This window comes from Thiomicrorhabdus sp. ZW0627 (genome assembly GCF_029767005.1).
In the GTDB taxonomy this organism is placed as follows: Bacteria; Pseudomonadota; Gammaproteobacteria; order Thiomicrospirales; family Thiomicrospiraceae; genus Thiomicrorhabdus.
This window is the reverse complement of sequence record NZ_JARUQR010000001.1, coordinates 325,567-348,983: the sequence shown is the minus strand read 5'-3', so window position 1 is coordinate 348,983 and position 23,417 is coordinate 325,567. Positions and strand designations below refer to the sequence as shown.

22 protein-coding genes and 1 riboswitch are annotated in these 23,417 nt (G+C 46.2%); of the genes, 16 read left to right on the top strand and 6 right to left on the bottom strand.

The annotated features are described in order from the left end of the window. Positions 1-35: 35 nt before the first annotated feature. The 3 genes from QCB45_RS01760 to QCB45_RS01750 are packed head-to-tail and all read right to left on the bottom strand — an operon-like array spanning position 36 to position 2,355. Positions 36-884 (bottom strand): FAD:protein FMN transferase, encoded by an 849-nt coding sequence (locus tag QCB45_RS01760; RefSeq protein WP_279418820.1) that lies wholly within the window; start codon positions 882-884, stop codon positions 36-38. Continuing rightward, the gene (locus tag QCB45_RS01755) at positions 881-1,414 is read right to left on the bottom strand and encodes an FMN-binding protein (protein WP_279418819.1); all 534 of its coding nucleotides are present in this window, start codon (positions 1,412-1,414) and stop codon (positions 881-883) included. Before QCB45_RS01755 ends, QCB45_RS01760 begins: the two co-directional genes overlap by 4 nt. A 44-nt stretch (positions 1,415-1,458) precedes the next feature. Then, the gene (locus QCB45_RS01750) at positions 1,459-2,355 is read right to left on the bottom strand and encodes a DUF6662 family protein (protein WP_279418818.1); all 897 of its coding nucleotides are present in this window, start codon (positions 2,353-2,355) and stop codon (positions 1,459-1,461) included. Between the two features lie 260 nt (positions 2,356-2,615). Here QCB45_RS01750 and rimO point away from each other — a divergent pair, with 260 nt between their 5' ends. Then, on the top strand, positions 2,616-3,989 hold the full coding sequence (gene rimO / locus QCB45_RS01745) for a 30S ribosomal protein S12 methylthiotransferase RimO (RefSeq protein WP_279418817.1): 1,374 nt from the start codon (positions 2,616-2,618) through the stop codon (positions 3,987-3,989). A gap of 81 nt (positions 3,990-4,070) precedes the next feature. Here the strand turns inward: rimO and QCB45_RS01740 are convergent, their stop codons facing one another. Next, positions 4,071-5,204, bottom strand: coding sequence for a GGDEF domain-containing protein (locus QCB45_RS01740; protein WP_347710066.1), 1,134 nt, complete (start codon positions 5,202-5,204; stop codon positions 4,071-4,073). A 182-nt stretch (positions 5,205-5,386) separates the two neighbouring features. Between QCB45_RS01740 and QCB45_RS01735 the strand changes: the two genes are divergently transcribed. The 9 genes from QCB45_RS01735 to QCB45_RS01695 all read left to right on the top strand — a co-directional run bounded on the left by QCB45_RS01735 (position 5,387) and on the right by QCB45_RS01695 (position 13,889). Further along, positions 5,387-5,887 carry a DNA-deoxyinosine glycosylase gene (locus QCB45_RS01735; RefSeq protein ID WP_279418815.1) on the top strand — a complete coding sequence of 167 codons (501 nt, stop codon included), beginning with the start codon at positions 5,387-5,389 and terminating at the stop codon, positions 5,885-5,887. A gap of 45 nt (positions 5,888-5,932) precedes the next feature. Beyond that, the gene (gene yegQ / locus QCB45_RS01730) at positions 5,933-7,435 is read left to right on the top strand and encodes a tRNA 5-hydroxyuridine modification protein YegQ (protein ID WP_279418814.1); all 1,503 of its coding nucleotides are present in this window, start codon (positions 5,933-5,935) and stop codon (positions 7,433-7,435) included. A gap of 14 nt (positions 7,436-7,449) precedes the next feature. Next, on the top strand, positions 7,450-7,707 hold the full coding sequence (locus QCB45_RS01725) for a YfhL family 4Fe-4S dicluster ferredoxin (RefSeq protein ID WP_279418813.1): 258 nt from the start codon (positions 7,450-7,452) through the stop codon (positions 7,705-7,707). 190 nt (positions 7,708-7,897) lie between these two features. Continuing rightward, complete coding sequence (locus QCB45_RS01720) at positions 7,898-8,563, top strand: glutathione S-transferase family protein (protein ID WP_279418812.1); 666 nt, start codon at positions 7,898-7,900, stop codon at positions 8,561-8,563. Positions 8,564-8,578: 15 nt separating this feature from the next. Next, positions 8,579-9,439 carry a hypothetical protein gene (locus QCB45_RS01715; protein WP_279418811.1) on the top strand — a complete coding sequence of 287 codons (861 nt, stop codon included), beginning with the start codon at positions 8,579-8,581 and terminating at the stop codon, positions 9,437-9,439. Between the two features lie 151 nt (positions 9,440-9,590). Next, positions 9,591-10,481 (top strand): cysteine synthase CysM, encoded by an 891-nt coding sequence (gene cysM, locus QCB45_RS01710; protein ID WP_279418810.1) that lies wholly within the window; start codon positions 9,591-9,593, stop codon positions 10,479-10,481. Between the two features lie 17 nt (positions 10,482-10,498). Next, positions 10,499-10,996: a CYTH domain-containing protein gene (locus tag QCB45_RS01705; protein WP_279418809.1), complete on the top strand. Its 498-nt coding sequence runs from the start codon at positions 10,499-10,501 to the stop codon at positions 10,994-10,996. Continuing rightward, positions 10,983-12,323, top strand: a complete 1,341-nt coding sequence (locus QCB45_RS01700; protein WP_279418808.1) for a TolC family outer membrane protein — start codon at positions 10,983-10,985, stop codon at positions 12,321-12,323. The genes QCB45_RS01705 and QCB45_RS01700 overlap by 14 nt, the downstream gene beginning before the upstream one ends. A 42-nt stretch (positions 12,324-12,365) precedes the next feature. Next, positions 12,366-13,889, top strand: a complete 1,524-nt coding sequence (locus tag QCB45_RS01695; RefSeq protein WP_279418807.1) for an ABC transporter substrate-binding protein — start codon at positions 12,366-12,368, stop codon at positions 13,887-13,889. 70 nt (positions 13,890-13,959) lie between these two features. On the opposite strand, the gene QCB45_RS01690 is transcribed toward QCB45_RS01695, so the two are convergent. Together QCB45_RS01690 and amrS are read right to left on the bottom strand one after the other, a co-directional pair. After that, on the bottom strand, positions 13,960-14,589 hold the full coding sequence (locus tag QCB45_RS01690; RefSeq protein ID WP_279418806.1) for a DUF2202 domain-containing protein: 630 nt from the start codon (positions 14,587-14,589) through the stop codon (positions 13,960-13,962). A gap of 151 nt (positions 14,590-14,740) precedes the next feature. Further along, a riboswitch (cyclic di-GMP riboswitch) is annotated at positions 14,741-14,819 on the bottom strand. Positions 14,820-15,208: 389 nt separating this feature from the next. Further along, positions 15,209-16,303 (bottom strand): AmmeMemoRadiSam system radical SAM enzyme, encoded by a 1,095-nt coding sequence (amrS, locus tag QCB45_RS01685; protein WP_279418805.1) that lies wholly within the window; start codon positions 16,301-16,303, stop codon positions 15,209-15,211. A 76-nt stretch (positions 16,304-16,379) separates the two neighbouring features. On the opposite strand from amrS, the gene amrB reads away from it, so the two are divergent. From amrB to QCB45_RS01655, 6 genes are all read left to right on the top strand, one after another. Continuing rightward, complete coding sequence (gene amrB / locus QCB45_RS01680) at positions 16,380-17,198, top strand: AmmeMemoRadiSam system protein B (RefSeq protein WP_279418804.1); 819 nt, start codon at positions 16,380-16,382, stop codon at positions 17,196-17,198. Continuing rightward, on the top strand, positions 17,198-17,782 hold the full coding sequence (gene amrA, locus QCB45_RS01675) for an AmmeMemoRadiSam system protein A (RefSeq protein WP_279418803.1): 585 nt from the start codon (positions 17,198-17,200) through the stop codon (positions 17,780-17,782). Before amrB ends, amrA begins: the two co-directional genes overlap by 1 nt. 164 nt (positions 17,783-17,946) lie before the next feature. Continuing rightward, entirely contained in the window at positions 17,947-19,023 is a 1,077-nt protein-coding gene (locus QCB45_RS01670) for an efflux RND transporter periplasmic adaptor subunit (RefSeq protein WP_279418802.1), read from the top strand. Positions 19,024-19,034: 11 nt separating this feature from the next. Next, positions 19,035-21,026 carry an ATP-binding cassette domain-containing protein gene (locus QCB45_RS01665; protein ID WP_279418801.1) on the top strand — a complete coding sequence of 664 codons (1,992 nt, stop codon included), beginning with the start codon at positions 19,035-19,037 and terminating at the stop codon, positions 21,024-21,026. Next, on the top strand, positions 21,023-22,177 hold the full coding sequence (locus QCB45_RS01660) for an ABC transporter permease (RefSeq protein WP_279418800.1): 1,155 nt from the start codon (positions 21,023-21,025) through the stop codon (positions 22,175-22,177). Before QCB45_RS01665 ends, QCB45_RS01660 begins: the two co-directional genes overlap by 4 nt. Continuing rightward, positions 22,174-23,316, top strand: a complete 1,143-nt coding sequence (locus tag QCB45_RS01655) for an ABC transporter permease (protein WP_279418799.1) — start codon at positions 22,174-22,176, stop codon at positions 23,314-23,316. Before QCB45_RS01660 ends, QCB45_RS01655 begins: the two co-directional genes overlap by 4 nt. Positions 23,317-23,417: the final 101 nt, after the last annotated feature.

Sequence of the window (23,417 nt, the reverse complement as noted above, 5' to 3'; positions counted from 1 at the left end):
TCGAATCCTTAAAATAGGTTGATTGAGTTCTTTATTTAAGCAAAGTGTTTGATTTCTGGTTGTTCACTGGCTGTGCAGTAGCAAGCATCAAATCGTTCAGCAATGTTCTTTCTTTGATTGTCCGGCAGCAGCGCAAGCACTTTCGTCAAACCATCGGCGAGCCAAGCTTTAGATGCCCTGACACTGATGATGCAATCGTCCGGCCATTGACCGTGATTATTGATGATGTGTGAAGGCTGGTCGTAACGATTAAATTGGTTGACTTCCGAAGTTGCCAAAGCGTTTTGCTTGAGTGTGATCAGGTTGCTTAACCCTTGATTGCTGCGTTGGTAAATCGGCATTTCTATTTCACCAAAAACCCGCAGATCGCCTCCTGCATTTACCCAACCGGACTGAACCCCTTGTCTTTGCATGGTCTCGACGGCGCAATCTACAGCATAGCCTTTAGCGATGCCGTCCAAAGTTACGAGAAATGGCGCTCTTAATCGTACAAGTCCGTTTTCGATTTCAATGTCCTCGGACGAACCATTGACCTTAAATGAAAAATCAAAGTGGTTTGGCAATTTACCGCGCTTTACCAGGTAGCCTCCCAGTGTGCAGTTGAATAAACCATCTGTCTGACGGTATAGCTGTTTGGCATGTTTCAACACTTTGATTGTTTCAGGTGGCAGTTCGAGCCATTTCCCTTGTGCATGATTAAGTTTAGACAGGGCACTGTCTGAATCATGAAAGCTCATCTGGTTTTGCAACATTTCGATGGTCGCAAAAGTTTGGGTAAATATTGTCTGTATATCTAAATTGTGTTGTTCAGAGACCATTCCTATTTCAACGAATGTACCTAACAACGGTTTCATGCGCTTAAAGGTAGTATATGTTTCGGTCATTTCAAAACCACTTCGTATAATGCCAATAGACGTTTGACGCCATTGGTCACGTTGCGGCACGAAAGCGTGGCACCACTGATGTTCTGGATGTCCTCGTTGAGTGTAAGCGGGCTATTTTTTGTCGTCCCGATAAACTGTTTTTTCCAGAAGGCTTCGTTGACCTCGCCACCGTAAGTTTCACGGTAATCCATGATTTCGATTCCCAATACCTCGCCTTGTGGAGAAAGGGCGGTCGCATAGGTGATGAATTCGTGTTTACCTATGACCTTATCGACGATGAACCAGCCTATAAAGGTTTCGCCGTCGTAAGCCTTCCAGGCCTGCTGTTTCTTCCAGCGTTGGCGAACGTCACTGATTTCTTCGATTCGGTCACGTTGCTCGCTGTTAAGTTTGATGGTGTTTTCTGTAAATTGTGTGGCTTGCGCAAACAGAACCTGCTGCGCTTGCTCCACACTGAGATATTGTATGCCGTAAGCCGGGCAGGTTATTGCGGCGACCGGAAGCATAAACAATGGGTTGAATGCTTTCATAGCGTGTTTAAACCTCTCATTGTATTTGTGAAACAAGCGTCGGATTAGAAGTTGTAACCGATCTTGAACTTGATCTCCTGCTTGGTTTTTTCGATCAGGTGCAAGTTGTCGTCAGTCTGTCCGTCATAGCTTTCACCGCCACCTGAAATTTGCGGAAGGTAGGTCAGAGTAGACCAAAAGTGTCTGCCGCCGTAGTGGATGGATGGCCCTGCAAATACCGACCAGCGCTCCTGTCCGACCTCGGTTTCATGTTCCTGTTCGTAAATCGCTTCTGCACCGACAGACCAATTTGGAGCAAAGCGGTAGGACAAACCGGTGCTTACATAGGTTCCGATTTCCATTTCAGGCACCGTCGGCCACATCTCTTCATCGTTGATTCCACTGATAGAAGCACGTTTAGCATGAGTGCTTTCCATTCCTATGTTTGCCAGCCAGACCAGCTGTGCATCCATGAAGTATTTCTGAAGCATTAGGTCCAGAGTAATGGAAAGCGTGTCTTTATCCTGTCCTGAGTGCTTGTCGATGGTGTCGTACTCGAATCCGACGGCTGTCGCCAGTCCGATATCATCAAGGGCAGGGGTTAGGAAACTGTATTTCAATTTACCTTCGATACCGGATAGGGTCAGTCCGTTGCTCTTTTCTTCAGGCAAGTAGCCACCTATGATCAAACCGTTGGTGTCGACCGAGCGGGCAATCAATGCAGCCGAACCGGAAAAACGGTTGGTGAATCCGTATTCAAGCTCTGTAATACTGTCCAAAGCCGTATATGAACCTTGGCCTTTGTCTGAGCGTTGAACAAAAATCTGGTAGAACTCGAGTGCGCCTTTAGGAAGTGGTTCTGCACCAGCGGTATAACCCAGCAGGTTTTCTCCGGCCATTGAAGGTAGGTTCCACGCCATTGCGCCTAGTAGTAGGGCTGATGAAAGAGCTTGTTTTTTCATTCTTGTCTCCGCTAATGTAAATGTTAATAATTTGCATTTGCATATGTTAGCGGCGTTTGATTTAAAGTCAATGCTAATGAGAATAATTTTTATTTCTTTTTTGTTTAGGGGTCTGATAGATGTATTCATGAATCGCTATGAGTGCTTAAAGTGAATAATTTAAGAGAAAGGTGTCCTGAAGGGTAAAAGCGGAAACCTAAAGCTGTTTGAAAAACAAATTTCAGGTAAAATGACGCCAGTTTATTCAGTTGGAAAAAATCATGTCGAAGTCACAGCCTACCGTTGGTGTTATCAGTTTAGGGTGCCCGAAAGCCACAGTCGATACCGAGCGCATCCTGACCCAGTTGCGTACGGAAGGGTATCACCTTACAAACTCCTATGAAGATGCGGATACCGTCATCGTTAATACCTGTGGCTTTATCGACAGCGCCGTACAAGAGTCGTTGGATACGATCGGCGAGGCACTCGAGGAAAACGGTAAGGTAATCGTGACCGGCTGTCTAGGCGCTAAAGAAGAACAGATTCTGGATGTTCACCCTAAAGTAATGGCGGTTTCCGGCCCGGCTGCTTATGAAGAGGTGGTGAAAGCCGTTCATAAAGCAATCGCTCCGCCACAGCACAACCCATTCACTGATTTGGTTCCTCCTCAGGGCATTAAACTGACACCTAAGCATTTCGCTTATCTGAAAATTTCGGAAGGGTGTAACCATCGTTGTACTTTCTGCATCATCCCATCTATGCGTGGTGACCTGGTGAGTCGTCCGGTTGCGGATGTGATTGCCGAGGCCAAACGCTTGAAAGAGGCCGGAGTGAAAGAGCTTTTGGTGGTTTCACAGGATACGGCCGCTTACGGTGTGGATGTTAAATACAAGACCGATTTTGCCGAGGGTCGACCAACTAAAACCTCCATGGTTGGTTTGTGCGAAGCCTTAGGCGAGATGGGTGGCGTTGACGAGTTCTGGGTTCGCTTACATTATGTTTACCCTTATCCGAACGTTGAGGAAGTCATTCCTTTGATGGCCGAGGGTAAAATTCTGCCTTACCTGGATATGCCTCTGCAACATGCAAATCCACGTGTTTTGAAAGCTATGAAGCGTCCGGGTAACGTTGAGAAGACATTGGAACGCATCAAGAAGTGGCGTGAAGCTGTTCCGAATTTGACGATTCGATCAACGTTCATCGTCGGATTCCCAGGGGAATCCGAAGAAGAGTTTCAGGATCTGTTGGACTTTTTGGAGGAAGCTCAGTTGGATCGTGTCGGGTGTTTCCAATATTCGCCTGTTGAAGGCGCAGTCGCCAACGAGATTGCAGAACAGGTTCCTGATGAAATCAAACAGGATCGTTTTGAACGTTTCATGGAAACCCAGCAAAGAATCAGTGCCGAAAAGATGCAGGCCAAGATCGGTCAGGTCATGCAGGTGTTGATTGATGAGGTTGATGGAGAGGGCGCTATTGCTCGATCCATGGCCGACGCTCCTGAAATTGACGGACTGGTCTTCATTGAAAACGGGTTCCATCTTGAGCCGGGGCAATTCGTTAAAGTCGAGATTGTCGCGGCCGACGAATATGACCTATGGGCGAGACCGGTCGAAGAGTTTGTCCCGCAAGAAAGCTCTTACGTAGAATTGGGTTAATTAAATTCGTATTTCTGGTATACGAAACAGGCTGTTAATTGCAGCCTGTTTGATTTTTAGTTAGTTATTGGCTTTATTCCATTACAGAACTAACTCATTGGACTCAATGATAAAAGACTGTTCAGGTTTGTAGTTAACGACCCTGTTTTTGCCAAGACGTTTTGCACGGTAAAGCGCCTTATCCGCATTATTAATTAAATCATCGACGCTTGGTGTTTTTTCATTCCACTCCGCAATTCCAAAACTGCATGTGATTGAGTTCGGGATAGAGTCGAATTTTGAAATTTCTATAATTTTCCTTAGTTTTTCGGCCAATCTTTGTCCGGATTGCAGATCTTCTTCAGGAAGTATTAAGCAAAATTCTTCACCGCCCCAACGACCGGGGTTATCTGTCTGGCGTATATTGCTTTTTACGATTTCAGAGATTTTTTGCAGTACATGGTCACCGCTAATATGGCCGTATACATCGTTAATTTGTTTAAAATCATCGATATCAAACAAGATAAATGATAATTTGTGACCGTAACGTTTGGCGCGGTTAATTTCTTTGCTTAGAATGTTGTTGATTTCCCGACGGTTTGCTATTTGGGTTAACTCATCTAGACAGGAGAGTTTTTCCAGTTCATTTCGGGCGTCCCTTTCTTTTTCTTTTGCCTTTGTTATGGATACTTCATTGCTATAGATGATGATCGTGAGAATGATGGATGAAATAATCAGCCGAAAGAGGCTGGTAGAATCCCATTCTCCATTTTGCCACACGCCAATTCCCTGGTAGGCCATGACAAAAAGGATTAAATAGAAGGTTATGGTAATTTGGAGCCCGAGCTTTGATCCGTTTACCCAAATCGCAAAAATGGGTAAGAATATGACCCAGATCAGACCAAAGCTGTTGTTTTGGTTTAGTTGCACAAAAGCAAGCAATAAAACAATCAGGCTGATTGAGCCAATGAACGCAGCTCGGTCAATATTGCCGCTGCGTCTCAGGTCCAAAATGGCTACCAACATTCCTAGTGCGCATAAAAAGTCGACTAGCGCAATATTTTGTTGCCCGTTGGCAAACACAAAAAAATGCAAAAAAGAAAAAATGAGCAGTATCACGCAAACAAGATACAGCATGGAGTTTACGATCACGAGTCTTCGGTAACGCTGAGAATTGCTATAAGGTTGATTAGCACTTAAAAGATTGTTGTAAATAGAGCGAAAAAAAGAATTCACAAAATCCCTCACTTAATTGAGATAGTCTTTAAAGCATTAGTAAAAATGAGGAATTGTACAGTATTTTACGTAAATTTACACATAAAATATGTAGTATTTGCACCATTGATTTTCGTGATTTATTTTTTCAGTGCAGTCATAGTCGGCTCAAGCGTATAAATAGGTAAAGGAATACAGAGTTCATGTCATTTTGTGAAGGTTTTTTTCCGATAGAACCGGAATCAGCAAAAGTCGTTGTTTTAGGTACGATGCCGAGCATTGAATCGATAAACCAGAATTTTTATTATGCGCATCCTCGCAATGCATTTTGGTTCATCATAGGATCAATGGTTCATCGGGAGTTGCAATCTGTTACTCAAAAGAAGCATGCGTTAGAGGAATTGGGCATTTTTTTGTGGGATGTGCTGGGCGCTTGTAATCGTGAAGGAAGTTTAGATTCGGCAATTAAAAACCCCTCTGCAAACGATTTCACTTGGGTTTTTAAAAAACACCCCCATATAAAAGCCATTGTTTTTAATGGAAAAACGGCGGAAACATTGTTTAAGCGGCACGTGTTCGGCATTCAGTCTCTGCCAGAAGACTTGGAGTTTGTCACTCTTCCTTCAACCAGTCCTGCGAACGCTCGTTTAACCTTGGAAGATAAACGGTTGTTATGGCAGGAAAAATTATCCGCTTTGTTGTAAAATACCCGTCTTTATTTTCAAACTGATTATTTTAGGAGTTTTGCCTTGGAAGCAGACAACCTTAAGCCACCGGTTCAATCGGAGCTACTTTCGCCTGCGGGCACATTGAAGAATATGGAATACGCCTTTGCTTACGGCGCTGATGCGGTCTACGCCGGGCAGCCGAGATACAGCCTGCGTGTGCGTAATAATGAGTTTGACGAAGAGACTTTGGAGAAGGGGATCAAACGCGCTCACGAACTTGGTAAGAAGTTCTATGTGGTGAGTAACATCGCGGCGCACAACTCTAAAATCAAAACTTATATGAAGGACATTGCGCCGATCATCGCGATGAAGCCGGATGCCTTGATTATGTCCGATCCTGGTTTGATTGCGATGGTTCATGAAGCGTACCCTGAACAGGAAATTCATCTGTCGGTGCAGTCCAATGCGGTCAACTGGGCAACGGTAAAGTTCTGGTATAACCAGGGCGTCAGCCGAGTCGTCTTGTCACGCGAACTGTCGATGCAGGAGATTCGTGAGATTCGCGAAGCGGTTCCTGAGATGGAAATCGAAGTTTTCGTTCACGGGGCTTTGTGTATCGCCTATTCCGGTCGCTGTCTGCTTTCCGGTTACATCAATAAGCGTGATGCCAACCAAGGAACCTGTACAAACGCCTGTCGCTGGAACTACAACACCTATGAAGGTAAAGAGGACGAAAGTGGCGATATCGTCGGTATTCCATTGGAAAACGTCTCAAATATCACCGATTTGACCGGCTCGGAAACTACATCGGTGGAGCCGACCCTTGGTGTCGGGCAGACGACCGAGCAGGTCATGCTGTTGGAAGAGGAAGGACGTCCTGGCGAATACATGCCGGCTTATGAGGACGAGCACGGTACCTATATCATGAACTCCAAAGACCTGCGTGCGGTCGAGTTGATTCCGGAACTGGTCGAAATGGGCGTTCACTCGTTGAAGATCGAAGGCCGTACCAAGTCGCATTATTATGTTGCCCGTACCGCACAGGTTTATCGTAAGGCGATCGATGACGCTTTAGCTGGAAAACCGTTTGACCAAAACCTGCTTGCAGATTTGGAAAGTCTTGCTAGTCGTGGTTATACAGAAGGCTTCCTGCGTCGTCACGTTCATTCCGAATATCAGAATTACGAATACGGTGTTTCCAAATCGGATCGCCAGCGTTTCGTAGGTGAAGTCGTTGATGTGGTTGAGCGCGATGGTCGTTCATTGCTGGAAATCGACGTTAAGAACAAGTTCTGCGTTGGTGACTCGATCGAAATCATGAGCCCGGCCGGAAACGTCACGATGGTGCTGGATCACATGCAGACGCATCATGATGAAGTGGTTGATTGTGCCAAAGGTTCCGGTTGGCTTGTTAGAATTCCGAACCCGTTTAAAGATTTGGATATCGAGGTATTGAAGTTCGGTTTAGTGATGCGTAACGAAGCGTGGGGCGGAGACGTCAAACGAGATGCTGCTGCGAAAAAAGTGAAACAGGAACAGGATGCCAAAGACGCTGAGAAGCGTGCAGCGGCCAAACGCGCCTAAGGAAGTGATTTTAGATGGCTCTTAAAATCATCAAAGGCTGCATAAACTGCGACATGTGCGAGCCGGAGTGCCCGAACAAGGCGATTTCAATGGGTGAGAAAATCTATGAAATCAATCCGGACCTATGCACAGAGTGTGTCGGTTTTTATGACCAGCCAACTTGTATCAGTGTTTGTCCGTTAGATTGCATCATAACGGATCCGGATCGTGTCGAAGATCATGAAACGCTGTACGAAAAATTCAAAGAACTGGTTCATGCCGATAAAATCTAAACGGTTTTAACCTTCAATTAAAAGCACCCAACGGGTGCTTTTTTGTTTTGGATATTTGATAAGTTTCCGTATTTGCACAAAAATTGATTTGAGTCTATTTGCGTAGCGTTTGATATTCATTTGAATTGAAAATACAGTGTCAATCGGTATGATGAAGGCATCCCATGCATTTACCGACAAAGGAGATGGTATGACGCCTAAATTAGAATTGATCAGCTTCAAGCTCTGTCCTTTTGTTCAAAGAGCTGTAATCGTATTGAAGCAGAAAAATGTCGATTTTGATATTACCTACATCGATCTCAATAATCCCCCAGAATGGTTTGAAGCCATTTCCCCTTTGGGACAGGTTCCAGTACTAAAAGTTGGAGACGAAGTATTATTTGAATCCGCCGTTATTCAGGAATATGTGGATGAAATCACACCGCCGAGCCTTCAGCCTGAAGATCCGCTAATCAAAGCAAAAAACCGCGCCTGGATCAGTTTCGGTAACGACATCCTGTTTGCCATGCATGCAATGATCACGTCAAAAGACGGTGAAGTCATGGCCGAGAAACAAAAAATGATCGAGCATAAACTTGCGCAGCTGGAAGCGGTCCATTCCGGCGGGAATTTTTTTAACGGTGAGGCATTCAATATGATCGACGCTGCCTATGCACCGATGTTCATGCGGATTGATTTCATTAAGAACCTGAGCGGTCTTGACCTTTTGGAACATACTCCTAAACTTACCAAATGGTCAGACAGTCTTTTGAAACTGGACTTTGTCAAGCAGTCGGTTGTTGAAGAGGTGCCGCAAATGTACTGCGGAATGATCAAGAACATGGACGGTGTATTCGCATCCAGACTGTGTGATTAACCTGATGATTCTTGAATGTTGAAGTCGATTCATAACAAAACCGTTCTTTCTGTCCTGAGTGCGGTAATCTTTTTGCATGCTTCTACGGCCATGGCTCTGGAGGCTGCTGACCAACCGTTGCATTCGACGTCTTCACTGAACTTCCTGACTCAGAATGATTACGCCTGGATTGGGTCGCGCATTTATCAAAACGAATGCGCAGGTCAGTCTAAATACCTAACTCATTGGGGAGAGGGTGAGGAATTTCCCTCATTTGGTATCGGGCATTTCATCTGGTTTCCCAAGGAAGTCACGCCACCGTATACCGAAACCTTTCCATTATTGGTTCAGTTTGTCTCTAAATCCCATTCACCGCCAGTATGGCTTCATAGATTGGATCCGTTTGACGCACCATGGAACTCCAAAAAAGAATTTGAACAGGCCTGGTCGGAACCGGAATTAAACTCGCTACGTGAGTGGTTGTCGGAAACCAAAACTCAACAGGCCGAGTTTATTGTTTCAGCTTTTAAAGCGCGCTGGAAAGAAGAAACAGCACGCTTGTCATTTGAAGAGCGACAAGAACTGGAAAGCAAATTGGCTGTCATGATGGCTTTCAGAGAAGGATTGTTTTCAGTTATCGATTACTTTAATTTCAAAGGGATAGGTTCCAACCCTAAGGAGCAGTATCAAGGTGAGACATGGGGGCTCGTGTCGGTTTTGAGACAGTTGCCGTCGCCTCAAAATATGCCTGGCAGCAATCAAGCCAGACTTGAATTGTTTGTGGAGAGTGCTAAACAACGCCTTCTTTTACGGACACAGTTAGCGCCAAAGGAACGCAACGAATCACGCTGGCTAAAAGGATGGTATAAACGTTTAGACGGTTACCTGTTGAAATGACTTCGTATTTGAAAGGTTTAAATAACCGCAATCAAAAGCGCAGAAACTGCTGTTTGAAATGTTAATGAATGTCATAATAAATCCCATTGTAATTCAGACGAAAGCCGATCAGACCTGCGTGGGCGTTCGGCTACAGAGATGGAAAAGGTAGATGCAGTATAAGAGTTTAATGGATTTTGTCGGTAACACGCCTCTGGTGCAGTTGAAGCGCATGGTGAATCCTAAAACCAACAGTGTGGTTTTGGCCAAGCTGGAAGGTAATAATCCGGCCGGTTCGGTTAAAGACCGTCCGGCAATCAACATGATTAAACAGGCTGAGTTGCGCGGTGAAATTAAACCCGGTGACACTTTGATCGAAGCAACCAGCGGTAATACGGGCATCGCCCTGGCTATGGCAGCGGCGTTGATGGGCTATAAGATGAAGTTGATCATGCCCGATAACATGAGCATGGAACGAAAGGCTTCTATGGCGGCCTACGGTGCCGAGTTGATCACCGTTACCCAAGAAGAGGGTATGGAAGGTGCAAGAGATCTTGCAACCTCTATGCAGCAACGCGGTGAAGGGATTGTATTGGATCAGTTTGCCAATCCAGACAATCCATTGTCCCACTACCTTACTACCGGCCCTGAAATCTGGAATGACACTAAGGGAAGTGTCACCCATTTTGTCAGTGCGATGGGAACAACAGGCACAATCATGGGAACCTCAATGTATTTGAAAGAACAGAATCAGGATGTTCAGATTGTTGGTGTCCAGCCAGAAGACGGTGCTTCCATTCCTGGAATCCGTCGTTGGCCTGCTGAATACATGCCCGCAATCTACGAATCGACACGCGTTGACCGCATCATCGATATGTCCCAGCAGAAAGCCGAACAGACTATGCGTGACTTGGCTAAGGTGGAAGGGATTTTCGGTGGGGTTTCTTCCGGTGGCGCCTTGGCGGCCGCCCTACAGGTAGCGGAAGAAACTGAGAATGCTGTTATTGTGACTATTGTCTGCGATCGTGGTGATCGTTATCTGTCTACCGGCGTATATGGTTAATTTGGTATTGGAACCCCATGGCAAGAGAAATTGAACGTAAGTTTTTATTGAAGAATTCAGATTGGAAAAAGCTAGCCTTTCAGGAAACCCATTTCGCACAGGGTTACCTGAATGATATTTCGGACAAAACCGCCAAAAGTTCGGTACGGGTACGTCTGGAAGGTAACGAGGCCAATATGAACATCAAAAGTTTGGAAATCGGCTTGAGTCGTGATGAGTACGAATTTTCGATTCCGGTTGAAGACGCTAAAAAAATGCTGGCGACCTTGACGGTCGGGCCTGTAATCGAAAAGGTCCGTTATCTCGTCAAATACGGTAATCACACCTGGGAGATTGACGAGTTTCTAGGCGATAACGCCGGTTTGGTGGTAGCCGAAGTTGAGATGGAGTCCGAAGACGATGTGGTGGAAATGCCTGATTGGGCCGGACAAGAGGTGACAGACGAAGTTCGTTTCTATAACATCAGCTTAAGTAAGTATCCGTTTAAGGATTGGAGTGAAGATGAAAAACTGTAGTTTTCCTTGGCGTAAATTCGTTCCGGCCACTCTGTTATGCGCAATGGCCGTTCCGGTTCAGGCTGCGCAAAGTGCCGGTTTGCTCGACGTTTATCAGATGGCCGTCTTACATGATGCGACGCTTGCCCAACAGCGTGCAACCTATCAGGCGAATAAACAGGTCGTGACCACTGCACGTGCCGCTTTATTGCCGCAGATTCAAGCGGATGGTTCTTATTCCAGAAACGAAACCGACTTGCCGGCCGGCGCTGGTGATGTTGATGTACGTAGCTTGTCTTTGACGTTGAATCAATCTCTGTACAACCATGCTTCATGGGCGCGTTATGCACAGTCAAAATATACACTGGAGCAAGCCGAATTCGTCATCAAGGCTTCCGAGCAAGATCTGATCGTTCGTGTATCGGATGCTTATTTCAAGGTGTTGCTTGCTCAGGAAGACGTTAAACTTTCCAAAGCTCAGGAAGAGGCGGATAAAACCCAATGGGAACGTGCTAAAGCATCGGCGGAAGTCGGTTTGGCAAGTCGTACCGACGTACTCCAGGCAAAATCCAGTTATGACTTGTCAAAATCCAACCGGATCAGTGCTGAAAACGCGTTGGATGTGGCTTATGAGGAATTGATGAAGCTGACGGGGAAACCGGTTGAGCACTTGAAGGTGTTGGCGCTACAGGTTTCTTTGCCGAGTGAATCGCTTGATATCGCTACCTGGGAAAATAAAGCCCAACGCGATAACCTGACGGTCAAGCAGTTTGAGGCACAGGCCGAGGGTGCTGCCGAGGAGATCGAGGTGCAGAAATCGGGCCACTGGTTCAGCGCCGGATTGCAGGCCAGCATGTCAAACAACGAATACTCTAATTTTAATACTAATTTCAATAACAGTTATACCGACCGGACCAGTACCAGTATTGGGGTCAGTGTCACGTTACCGCTTTATTCAGGTGGCGCGACCTCTTCTCAGGTCACCCAGGCCAGATACCTGTACCAGTCTTCGTTCGAAGGTTTGAGAGATAGTCGTGAGCAAGCTCGTCTGAATGCAAGAATTCAGGTGAGAAGTGTTGAAAGAGGCACGAGTCTGGTTGCGGCGCTACGTGAAGCGGTTAAATCCAATAAAGCGTTCTTGGAAGCGGCAGAAGAGGGTTATAAGGTCGGATTGAAGAGTCTTCTGGAAGTGTTGACGGCACGATCGAATTATTACAGTGCCAGACGTAACCTCGTTGAAGCTTTACATACTCAGGTACTAAATCGTCTTAACCTTGAAGCAACTGTCGGTGACCTTCAGGCGGACGACCTAGCGGTTTATGACGCTCTGCTGACAGAAACCAATTAAGCCGTTTCAAAACAAGTAACCGGATTTGTAAATAAGGGTTAGATGAAGACACGTTTTATTAGAAGAAATTTGTTTAAGTTAGGGCTGGCGGCATCTGCAACCAGTATCCTTCCCTTATTAAGCGGTTGCAATAATTCAGAATCGACCCGACTTATACGGATGGGCGTCAATACTCGTGTGAGAATGCTTGATCCACGCAAGGCGACTGATGCGTTGTCCAGCCGTATTAATCGTTTGATCTATCGTCAACTGATTGATTTCGACGCCCATTTTCAACCCAGGGCCGATCTGGCGGATTGGCAGCAACTCAGTCCGACTCATTACCGCTTCACGTTGACTCCAAGCCGTTTTCATAATGGCGAACAGTTGAATGCAGAGGATGTTGTCGCAACTTATCGCAGTGTTCTAGACCCGAATTTCGGTTCCGCTCACAGAGGCTCTTTGAAAGTTATCAAAGAAGTCACAGCGCATAATTCAAACCAGGTCGATTTCATTCTTAACGAACCCGATCCTTTGTTTGTAGGACGTTTGGTAATTGGTGTTTTGCCCAAATCCTTGATAGAAAAAGGGCATGCTTTTCATGAAGAGCCGGTCGGTTCCGGTCCTTGCCGTTTCATATCCATGAACGAACAGAAACTTGTGTTGCAGCGTAGTGATAACGTTTTGTTGGAATTTGTTCCGGTCAAAGACGCGACCGTTAGAGTTTTGAAATTGATAAAGGGCGAGTTGGATATTGTGCAGAACGACCTGTCGCCTGAATTGGTCGGGTATTGCCAGAAACAGCCTGAATTGCAGGTTGATTGGCACAACGGTACCAATTTCGGTTACGTCGGTTTCAATTTCGAAGACGAATTGCTGGCACAGAAAGCCTTACGGCAGGCGATTGCGATGGGGATTGATCGCCAAGCAGTGATTGATGCTTTATTTAATGGCCATGCTCGTCTTGCAGGCGGTTTGCTGGTTCCCGAACACTGGTGTGGTGTGAAGGATATTCACGGTTTCGACTATGATCCTGAAAGAGCGAAAGCGTTACTGAAACAGGTGAAAATCTCAACAGGCCTGCTCAATTCAAATGGGATGATCGAATTGAGTTATAAAACCTCCAACGACCCAACAAGAATTCGCCTAGCGACTATTTATCAGTCTCAACTCAAAAAAATCGGGATTCAACTGAAAATTCAGAGTTACGACTGGGGGACGTTTTACAGTGATATTAAACAAGGTCGTTTTCAGCTTTACAGTTTGGCCTGGGTCGGTGTTAAAAGTCCCGATATCTTTCAGTATGTTTTCGATAGCGAAGCGGTGCCGCCAAAGGGCGCCAACCGAGGACGTTATCGGGATCCTGAAGCGGATCGTTTGATTCGTAAAGCAGCAACTCAACAGAGTTTGGAAGCACAGGCGCAAACCTATCAGCAACTGCAAAGGCATTTACAGGACGATTTGGCAGCATTGCCGTTATGGTATGAAGACCAGTATGCGGTGTCACGTGCAAATGTGGCCGGTTATGAACTTTATTCCGATGGACGACTAGACGGTCTGCTGAAAGTACGGAAGATGTTAAGCTGACTTAGGTCAGCTTTTTGAAGAAAGCGATAGGAGGAGTTGGTGGGTGCCAACCCCGTAAATGAACGTTTGATTATTCGCCGGCGATGATGTCGTCAAATTCTTCCTGACTGATATGGGAAGGTGTGTATTCGAATCCGCCTTGTACAATCAGGTCATAAAAGCTTCTCAAATGGTTCGCGGAACCTTCCAGCAAGTTACCGTAAACCTGGGTGATATCGCGCTTCTTGATGACATTCAACTGTTCGCTGATGTCGGCGATGTCCAATTCTTCAATTTCAGCACCGACCATCAAGGCGGCTTCGTAGCTTTGAGAACCGGTTTCAACCAGAAGATTAAATAATTCCGTGAAGGCCGGGTTGGTGAAAGCACCGATTTCGTCCGAGGTCACCGGGTCTTCGATGTTGTATTTTTCCAGCAGGCCTGCAATGGTATCTGTATGAGTCTGTTCAGAGCTGGCAATGTTGTTGAAAATCGGCACACCCCAACGGTTATATAATGATAAATAGACATCGCGCGCTAATTTTTCCTCTTCACGCATGTATTGCAAGCTGGTGGTTTCAAAAGTAGTGAGTTGTGACACGGTTTCTGTGGTTGTGGTCTGACTGCTTTGATTCCACTTGCCGCCAGCCGCATACGCCGCTGAATTTCCTGCTAAAAGCGCTAAAGATAATACAGTCGTTTTCAAGATGATGTGTTTCATAATAAACCTTCCTTTTTAATGTCGAAATAGCAGCCCGAACCATAAGAGAAGCAGAGCAGGCTGTGATAAAGCAAAATTGACGTTTTAAAATTGAAGGCACAAAAATGAGGGAAGAGACACAAATAAGGTCGGACGATGAGTCCGTAAGTTATTTGGCAACCGGCTATCTTATAGGAATAAGACCCTTGGCTTTCCGTCCTTGCTTCGCAACAAGTTTGGCGCAACAAATAATGTTCAAGTCGCTTCGTGATTGGTTTTGAATTGACTTGGTTTCTATTGTAAGAACCCTGTTTCTGCAATTCATTCACCCGTTCAGGTGAAATCTTTCGGTTTTAAACTGAATATATTTATACGCTAATATAAGCATTGGTTATGAATGGATAAGATGGGTTGATGATAATAAAAGAAGCACCTCTGATTATCGTTTTTCTTTGCAATATTGATTTGTATTAGTTGTTTTAAAACAATGTGTTACAGGTTGGATATAAAAGGTATCTTATACCCGGAAAGAGTGGTCGATTAATGTAAAATCTAACACATTTTGCATTGTAATTATTGTGCCGTCAAATATAGAGAGGGACGCCCGTATGAATAAACGGGCGTCAAAGTGAAGAAGTGTTTAGCCGTTATTCAGGCGAACAGGTAGACGTTTATTGCCCCAAGTTCCGGGTTTATCTTCAAAAACGCCTGCAAGAGGTGTTTGACAATAGGCGCATTTGCCGTTTTCAAGGTGCCATTCATTGATTTCATAATACTGTCGCCCGATTACCTTCTGATGGCAATCAGGGCAGTAGGTTGCCTGTCCTTCAGGGTGGATGACGTTTCCCGTATAGACATACTTCAAGCCAGCCTTCATGGCTATATCCCGTGCCATCTCAAGAGTGGAGGCTGGAGTCGGTGGATTGTCCATCATCCGGTAGTCCGGATGGTAGGCGGTGAAATGCAATGGTACCGAATCACCGCAGTGCTGGATAATCCATTCGCTCATAGCCTGTATCTCTTCCGGCTTGTCGTTTTCTCCGGGAATAAGCAGCGTCGTCAGTTCCAGCCAGCAATCGGTTTCATTGGCCACGTATTCGATTGTATCCAGTACCGGTTGAAGTTTGGCTCCCGTCAGTTTCTCGTAGAAGGTATCGTTAAATCCTTTAAGATCAATGTTGGCGGCATCCATCCATTTGAAGAATTCTTTACGCGGCTCTTCACTGATATAGCCTGCAGTGACGGCAACGTTTTTGATCCCGTGTTCACGACAGGCCTTGGCAGTATCGATCGCATATTCGTAAAAAATAACCGGATCGTTGTAGGTGTACGCGACTGACGCACAGTTGTGTTTTTTGGCTGCAAGCGCCAAAGCTTCCGGATCGGCCTGATCGAGCAAGCGATCCATATCGCGCGCTTTTGACATGTCCCAGTTCTGACAGAATTTACACGCCAAGTTACATCCTGCGGTACCAAACGAGAGTACGGCGGACCCCGGCAGGAAGTGGTTTAGAGGTTTTTTCTCAATCGGGTCTATGCAAAAACCACTTGAACGGCCGTAGGAGGTCAGCCACATTTTGTCTTCTTTGCGTCCTCGTACAAAGCAGAAGCCTCGTTGTCCTTCATGCAGTTTGCACTCCCTAGGGCAGAGGTCGCACTGAATCAAACCGTTATCCAGCTTGTGCCAGTGTTCGACCGGTACGACGGATGGATGTTCAATATCGACGTTTTTCATTTTTTGTTACCTTGAAAACTTAAATTGTTATGACTATATATGGCTGTAAGTAATTAATATTTCAAGGTTTGACAACATGATTTTATCGAATGATATCCGTCAGACAGCCGTAGCAGGCCTATTTTATCCGCAACAGCCGGAACTTCTTCTGACGATGTTCAAGGAGTGGATGCCTGATGAAGACATGCAATCTTCTAATAGTGAAATTCCTCGAGCCTTGATCGTGCCGCATGCTGGTTATGTTTATTCCGGCGAGGCGGCAGCTAGAGGTTATAAATTATGGATGGGGGCAGAAGACCAAATCAAGACAGTTGTGGTGATGGGGCCTGCGCATCGTGTTGGATTCCACGGAATCACCACTTTGGATTTCGATGCGGTGGATTCGCCATTAGGCCCTCTGGAAATAGATACGCAACTGCGTGATGAATTATTGGAAACCTTTCCTCAGATAGAGGTTTCAAACTTCGCACAGAAGCAAGAACATAGTCTTGAGGTACATTTTCCATTTTTAAAATATCTGTTACCGGACGTGAAGGTTCTGCCTTTGTTGAACGGCAGTGTAAGCGTGGATCAAGTTAAACAGGTATTGGAAAACCTATGGCAGCGTAAGGATGTCTACTTCGTCATCAGTAGTGATTTAAGTCACTTTCATCCTTATGATGAAGCAAGGACGATTGATTCCCAAACGGCCGAGATGGTCAATCAGGCTAATTGGCTGCCATTGAATGGCGAACGTGCCTGCGGCTATAAAGGAATTCAGGGGTTGCTGGCATTGCATGATGAATTTTCTATGCAGATTCAAGAGGTTGGTTTGGTCAATTCAGGTGATACCGCAGGTGATAAGAGTCGAGTTGTTGGTTATGGAACTTGGGCCATTTACAGAGGGAAATCATAATGTCACTTACAAGCGAAGAACAAAAGTATCTATTATCGATAGCCAAGCAGTCGATAGAAAACGGTCTTGAAGGGTCTCAGGCTGATACGGATTCATCGGCATTGCCGGTTGAATTGGAGCGTCTGAAAAATCCTGGAGCCAGTTTCGTAACGCTTAACAAGGACGATCAACTGCGAGGTTGTATCGGTACATTAGAAGCAGTGCGTCCCTTACATGAGGATGTCTCCCACAATGCATATAATGCCGCATTCAGGGACCCACGTTTCATGCCGCTTACAAAACATGAAGTGGCACAGCTGAATGTTGGCATTTCTTATTTGACAGCACCCGTACCTATGAAAAATGTTGTCACTCTGAATGACCTTCTTGATCAGTTACAACCAGGTGAAGACGGTTTAATTATCAGTGAAGGTTTCCGTAGAGCGACGTTTCTTCCGTCGGTATGGGAACAGTTGCCCGATAAACAGCTCTTCGTCCAACATTTATTGCGCAAGGCAGGTATCAGCGGATGGTCGAAGCAAATCGTTTGTGAAAGATATGCTTCATTTTCGTTCACTCTAGACTGGCACGAGATAGAGAATTGAGCGATAGTCGTGATAATGCATAAAACTACTTAAAATATAAGTGAATGATTTTATAAAAGCCGTTTTTAACGGCTGTAAATTGGTATACTTCGATAACATGACAACTGAATGGGAAATCAGTCTTTCACCTGTGTTCAGCCTATATTCCTCCAACGGAGTTGCCAATGCAAACCAAAACCAAAACCCGACTAAGTTTTCTATTTGTCGCCTTTCTATTAGCCGCTGCCATTTACGGCTTCGTCAGCTCTCGTCCGGCCACGGTTCCTGATAATCTGATTAAAGTGAGCGGCCGTATTGAAGGCGAGCACCATCTAGCTTCAACCAAAATGGCCGGTAAAATAATGGAAGTTCGGGTCGCGGAAGGGGATCAGGTTAAAAAGGGCCAGGTTTTGGCGGTATTGGATGATACCCAGGTTCGGGCTCGAGTGACCCAGGCGGCTGCGGCTTACGGTGCGGCTATGGCCAATTACAAAGCGGCCCAGACCGGTCTGGTGGTTTATGAAAAACAGACACCCTTGCAGATTGCGACTTCCGATGCGAACCTGACACATGCACAAGCGGCTTTGAAAGCAGCAGTTTCCAGCGAGGATCAGGCGAAAACCGACCTGAAACGAATGCAGGCATTGATCAAAAAGAACGCGGTTTCTCAGCACGACGTAGAAAGCGCTGCACTCAGCCTCAAGACTCTTCATGCACAGGCTATAACCGCACAAACAGCCGTCGAACAGGCTCGTAAAGCTTTGGCACTGGCTCAACTCGGATGGGAACAGTTGGAGGCCAAACGCGAAGAAACGGATGCCATCAAGGCTCAGACACTTCAAGCTCATGCCACACTTATGGAGGCGATGAGCGTATTGGAAGACATGAAGATCCGATCGCCGATTGACGGGGTCGTGACGACCAAACTAATCAATACCGGTGAAGTCATCAATAGCGGAACAGGCCTGTTCGATATTGTTAATTTAGACCAGGTTTTCCTTAAGGGTTACATCGCCGAAAATCAGATCGGTAAAATCCACCTTGGTTTGAAAGCTGATCTTTACCTTGATTCCTTACCCGATCGACCTTTCGATTCCGAAATCCGCTACATCTCCTCGCAGGCCGAATTTACGCCAAAAGAAGTGCAGACACAGGAAGAGCGGGTCAAGTTGGTTTACGTTATCAAACTCTATCTTTCGGATAACCCTCAGCACCGGGTTACGCCCGGTTTACCCGCCGATGCCTACATCCATATCCAATAGCAGAATTTGATATGTCGCCGGTGATTGAAGTCAAACAGCTCAGCAAGTGCTACAAGAAACAACCTGCCGTCAAATCGATCGACCTGACGGTCAAATCCGGCGAGATTTACGGTTTGATCGGTCCGGACGGTGCCGGGAAAAGCAGTGTCATGCAGATACTGGCTGGGGTCTTAAGTTATGAATCCGGTGAAGTTAAAGTGTTCGACCACATTCTGGATTCCGAAATGTCTGCCGAAGCTGTCAAGTCCCGTATCGGCTTTATGCCCCAAGGGCTCGGCCTGAACCTCTATCCCGAACTTTCCATTGAAGAGAATATCAATTTCTTTGCCGATCTGCGTGATGTACCGGTTGCAGAGCGGGAAGCGCGCAAACTACAGTTGATGGATATGACGCAATTAACCGCTTTTCGTGACCGGCCTATGAAAAATCTCTCCGGCGGTATGAAACAGAAACTGGGCTTGGTATGTACTTTGATACACAAACCGGAGCTGGTCATTCTGGACGAGCCTACAACCGGGGTCGATCCGGTTTCGCGCCGTGATTTTTGGGAAATCCTCTCGTATCTGGTTCGGCACGAGCATATGACCGCACTTGTGTCGACTTCGTATATGGATGAGGCGGAACGTTTCCAGAACCTCTCATTCTTTTATGAGGGCAGTGTTTTGGCGCAAGGCGAACCGGATTCAATACTGGACAGTGTCGAAGGATGGGTGGCGGAATGCGACTGCGAGGAGGGACTGAATATCATAGGAGAACTACAATCAAAGTTCTCTCAGGCCGAGTTGATTGGTAAAACCATGCGTATCGTGGCCTATGATGTGACGCAAGAGTGGTTTGAAGGCGAGTTGCTTGGGTTGTTGCAACAGCACGGAGTATCGAAGACGGTTGAGATTCGTCCTATTGAACTTGAAGATGCTTTTATCGGCATGTTACACCGTTGGGAGAAACAGAAAGCGGGCGACGGAGAGTTCGATTTCGGTCAGCAAGATAATGCCGTCAATCATTTCGATGAATCCCCTGAATTCGACCGTAACGCCGTTATGATTGAAGCCAATGAGCTGAGTCGTCATTTCGGCGATTTCGTTGCTGTGGACGAAGTCAGTTTTAACGTAAGGGCTGGGGAGGTGTTCGGTTTGTTGGGCGCAAACGGTGCCGGCAAGAGCACGGCGATCAAAATGCTGACAGGCCTGTTGAAACCCACTCACGGATTCGGCCAAATTTCACAATCGTCACTGGAACGGTCAGGACGCGAAATCAAACAGAAGATCGGTTACATGTCGCAGTCATTTTCGCTTTATGAAGACCTTACGGTGCACGAGAATCTGAAGCTATATGGGCAGATTTACGGTGTTCCTAAATCCAGGCTCAAACAACGAATCCACTGGGCGTTGCAGATGGGAAGCCTGCAGGATGAGATCGACACTTTGGCGGGAAGCTTGCCGATGGGGTTACGCCAGCGTTTAGCCTTGGGTTGCGCGTTACTGCACGAACCCAAGGTACTGTTCCTGGACGAACCGACCTCCGGAGTAGACCCTTTAGGCCGGCTGCAATTCTGGGAAATTCTGGTAGCGCTTGCCAAACTGAAAGGGGTTGCGATTCTGATTACCACTCACTACATGAGCGAAGCGGAACACTGCGACCAATTGGCATTGATGCAAGCGGGTAAAGTGGTTGCCAATGGCTCTCCGATTTCATTGAGAGAACATATTGCTGATGAGCTTGGAATGGTGCTCAGTATCAAGGTCGATTACCCCTATCAAGCTTTAGATGTGCTAAGAAAAAACGGTTTCGAACAAGTCTCTCTGTTCGGGCGGCGCATCCACTTGTTTTCCTTAGTCCCTGACCGGATTTTGAATCAGATTAAGAAAGTATTGTCTTCCCATGAAATCGAAATACACGATACCAGGAAGATGCTGCCCTCGCTTGAAGACGTGTTCATCCATTTCATAGAAACCCATGCAGAGGAATTGCCAGACGCAAGCCCATCAAGGGTGGCCTCATGAAGTGGTCACGTATCAAAACAGTCGCTATTAAGGAAGTGCTGGAAATCTGGCGAGACAAGTTATATCTGTCGATGGCTTTCCTCATTCCGGTTCTGATGATGATTGTTTTGGGATTCGGTATGTCTATGGATGTCGAGAAGATCCCTTTTGTAGCAGTGGATTATGACAACAGTGAGCAAAGCCGAGATTACCTTCACCGTTATATCGATTCTCGCTATTTCGATTACAAAGGTATGAAGGCGCATGAGAGCCAGGCGGAACCATTGATGATTCAAAACAAGATTCGTTTCATTCTGGTGATACCTCCCGGATTCCAGGAAAAACTGTTGGCCGGAAAACGGGTACAGGTGCAGCCTGTTATCGACGGTTTATTTACCTATCAATCAAAAGTTGTGAGGGGTTATGTCTCCTCGATCAATGCGGATTTCAATCAACAGTTGATGCGCCAATGGCTTAAAAAGAAACGGGGGATGAACGACAATGATATTGAGGCTTTGCTGGCACCGGTGACGCTTGAGACGCGCTATCTGTTCAATGAGAAATTAAGCAGTCTATGGTCGACTGGTTCGGGAATGATCATGCTTGTAATGTTGATGGCGCCAGCGGTTTTGACTGCCTTGGGCGTCGTGCGAGAAAAGGAAAGTGGTTCGATCTTCAATATCTACGCCTCTACCGTCAGTCGTAGTGAGTTCATAATCGGCAAAATTCTGCCTTACGTGGTGATTTCATTTGTGAACTTACTAGTTCTGTCTTGGATGGCACTCGTCATGTTCGGAGTGCCGTTCAAGGGTGATCCGGTATTGTATCTGGTCGCCTCTTTACTTTATGTTGCCTGTTCGACAGGTATCGGTATGCTGGTTTCCATACTGGTGAAAACGCAGGCCGCTGCGGCATTAATCACTATGTTAGGTACAATGATTCCCGGAATGATGATGTCGGGACTGATGATACCGGTCAATTCCATGGAAGCGGGCGCCAAAATGGAAGCGCACCTATTACCAGCCATGTATCAGCTCAATATAGTTTGGGGTAGTTTCCTTAAAGGCCAGGGCTGGCCGGAACTGGGCACCAATGTTTTGATATTGGCGCTTCATGCCTGTGTGCTATGGGGAATTTCCATCTGGCGTTTCCGCAAGAGGGTGAAGGCATGAGCTGGTTATGGTGGTCTCGCGTCATCGCACTCACGAAAAAGGAGTTGCTGCAATTCTCCCGCGACGTCGTTCTGGTGTTTGCGGTTGCCTGGTTCTTTACTGCAGAAGTGTTTATTGCCGGTTCCGGTGTGACGATGGACTTAAACAACGCGCCGGTGGTGATTATGGATCATGACCGAACCGAAGCGTCTCGTGAGTGGATCAGTCAGCTCAAACAACCTTATTACAACGTCCTTGGTCAGGCGCAATCCCGGGAGCAGGCGAACGAAATGCTTGATAAGGGCGATGTACTGGGTATTTTTGACATACCGCCCGATTTCCAGAAGAAGCTGTTAAACCAGCAGCAAACGTCCATACAGTTGCAACTGGATGCCAGTAACATCATTTTGGGCACGCTGGCGAGTAGTTACTCGGGGTTGATGAACGCCCAGTACAATCAGAAGTGGATGCTCAAAAACATGAAGATCGTCGATCCCGATTCGATTCAGGCACCGATTGTCGAGGAGCGTCAGAAAATCCGCTTCAATCCGGAAGGTAAAAGCACCTGGTTCATGCCGATTTCGGAAATGATGACTGTCATTACCTTGCTATCGTTGTTCTTGCCAGCTGCGATTGTAGTCCGGGAAAAGGAACGAGGGACAATCGAACAGTTGTCGGTGGCTCCTTTGTCCACGTTTCAAATCCTGTTTCCTAAAATCTTAGCGGCCGAGATCATCATACTGGTTGGTGTGGCCGTGTGTATATTTGGTGTTGTGGGAACCGTTTTTCAGGTGCCGTTCCGAGGCAGTCTGTGGGCATTCTTTTTTGTGACCATGGTATTTGTCTATGCCGTTTCGGGGCTTGGTTTGTTCATATCCAGCGTCAGCCGCAATCTGGGACAAGCATTGATGGTGTCGTTCATGTTGTTGATGCCGATGCTGCTGCTTTCCGGTGCCTGGACGCCACGTGAATCCATGCCTGATTTCCAGCAATATTTGATGTTTCTGTCGCCGTTGTCTTATTACATCGATATTGGCTACAGTATTATTTTGAAAGGTGCGAGTTTGGAATTGATGTGGCTACCATTGCTTGAAATGTTCGGGCTAGGCACGATTCTGTTTTGGTTCGGGTTAAAACAATTCCATCGCCAGTTCAGCTGAATGAAATACTTTTGAACAGGCCTGTTGATAATAACTACCAAAATTCCGACGATTCCTTTTCAAACGGAAGGGAATCAAGGGTAGAATATTTTCATTCCTTG

What these genes read in the sequence shown, in the direction of transcription:
- QCB45_RS01695 (WP_279418807.1), top strand. Translation starts at nt 12,366, where the DNA reads ATGAAGACACGTTTTATTAGAAGAAATTTGTTTAAGTTAGGGCTGGCG.
- QCB45_RS01690 (WP_279418806.1), bottom strand. Translation starts at nt 14,589, where the DNA reads ATGAAACACATCATCTTGAAAACGACTGTATTATCTTTAGCGCTTTTA.
- QCB45_RS01725 (WP_279418813.1), top strand. Translation starts at nt 7,450, where the DNA reads ATGGCTCTTAAAATCATCAAAGGCTGCATAAACTGCGACATGTGCGAG.
- QCB45_RS01720 (WP_279418812.1), top strand. Translation starts at nt 7,898, where the DNA reads ATGACGCCTAAATTAGAATTGATCAGCTTCAAGCTCTGTCCTTTTGTT.
- QCB45_RS01750 (WP_279418818.1), bottom strand. Translation starts at nt 2,355, where the DNA reads ATGAAAAAACAAGCTCTTTCATCAGCCCTACTACTAGGCGCAATGGCG.
- QCB45_RS01655 (WP_279418799.1), top strand. Translation starts at nt 22,174, where the DNA reads ATGAGCTGGTTATGGTGGTCTCGCGTCATCGCACTCACGAAAAAGGAG.
- QCB45_RS01660 (WP_279418800.1), top strand. Translation starts at nt 21,023, where the DNA reads ATGAAGTGGTCACGTATCAAAACAGTCGCTATTAAGGAAGTGCTGGAA.
- QCB45_RS01670 (WP_279418802.1), top strand. Translation starts at nt 17,947, where the DNA reads ATGCAAACCAAAACCAAAACCCGACTAAGTTTTCTATTTGTCGCCTTT.
- amrB (WP_279418804.1), top strand. Translation starts at nt 16,380, where the DNA reads ATGATTTTATCGAATGATATCCGTCAGACAGCCGTAGCAGGCCTATTT.
- QCB45_RS01760 (WP_279418820.1), bottom strand. Translation starts at nt 884, where the DNA reads ATGACCGAAACATATACTACCTTTAAGCGCATGAAACCGTTGTTAGGT.
- QCB45_RS01705 (WP_279418809.1), top strand. Translation starts at nt 10,499, where the DNA reads ATGGCAAGAGAAATTGAACGTAAGTTTTTATTGAAGAATTCAGATTGG.
- amrS (WP_279418805.1), bottom strand. Translation starts at nt 16,303, where the DNA reads ATGAAAAACGTCGATATTGAACATCCATCCGTCGTACCGGTCGAACAC.
- QCB45_RS01735 (WP_279418815.1), top strand. Translation starts at nt 5,387, where the DNA reads ATGTCATTTTGTGAAGGTTTTTTTCCGATAGAACCGGAATCAGCAAAA.
- QCB45_RS01700 (WP_279418808.1), top strand. Translation starts at nt 10,983, where the DNA reads ATGAAAAACTGTAGTTTTCCTTGGCGTAAATTCGTTCCGGCCACTCTG.
- QCB45_RS01715 (WP_279418811.1), top strand. Translation starts at nt 8,579, where the DNA reads ATGTTGAAGTCGATTCATAACAAAACCGTTCTTTCTGTCCTGAGTGCG.
- QCB45_RS01665 (WP_279418801.1), top strand. Translation starts at nt 19,035, where the DNA reads ATGTCGCCGGTGATTGAAGTCAAACAGCTCAGCAAGTGCTACAAGAAA.
- cysM (WP_279418810.1), top strand. Translation starts at nt 9,591, where the DNA reads ATGCAGTATAAGAGTTTAATGGATTTTGTCGGTAACACGCCTCTGGTG.
- rimO (WP_279418817.1), top strand. Translation starts at nt 2,616, where the DNA reads ATGTCGAAGTCACAGCCTACCGTTGGTGTTATCAGTTTAGGGTGCCCG.
- QCB45_RS01755 (WP_279418819.1), bottom strand. Translation starts at nt 1,414, where the DNA reads ATGAAAGCATTCAACCCATTGTTTATGCTTCCGGTCGCCGCAATAACC.
- amrA (WP_279418803.1), top strand. Translation starts at nt 17,198, where the DNA reads ATGTCACTTACAAGCGAAGAACAAAAGTATCTATTATCGATAGCCAAG.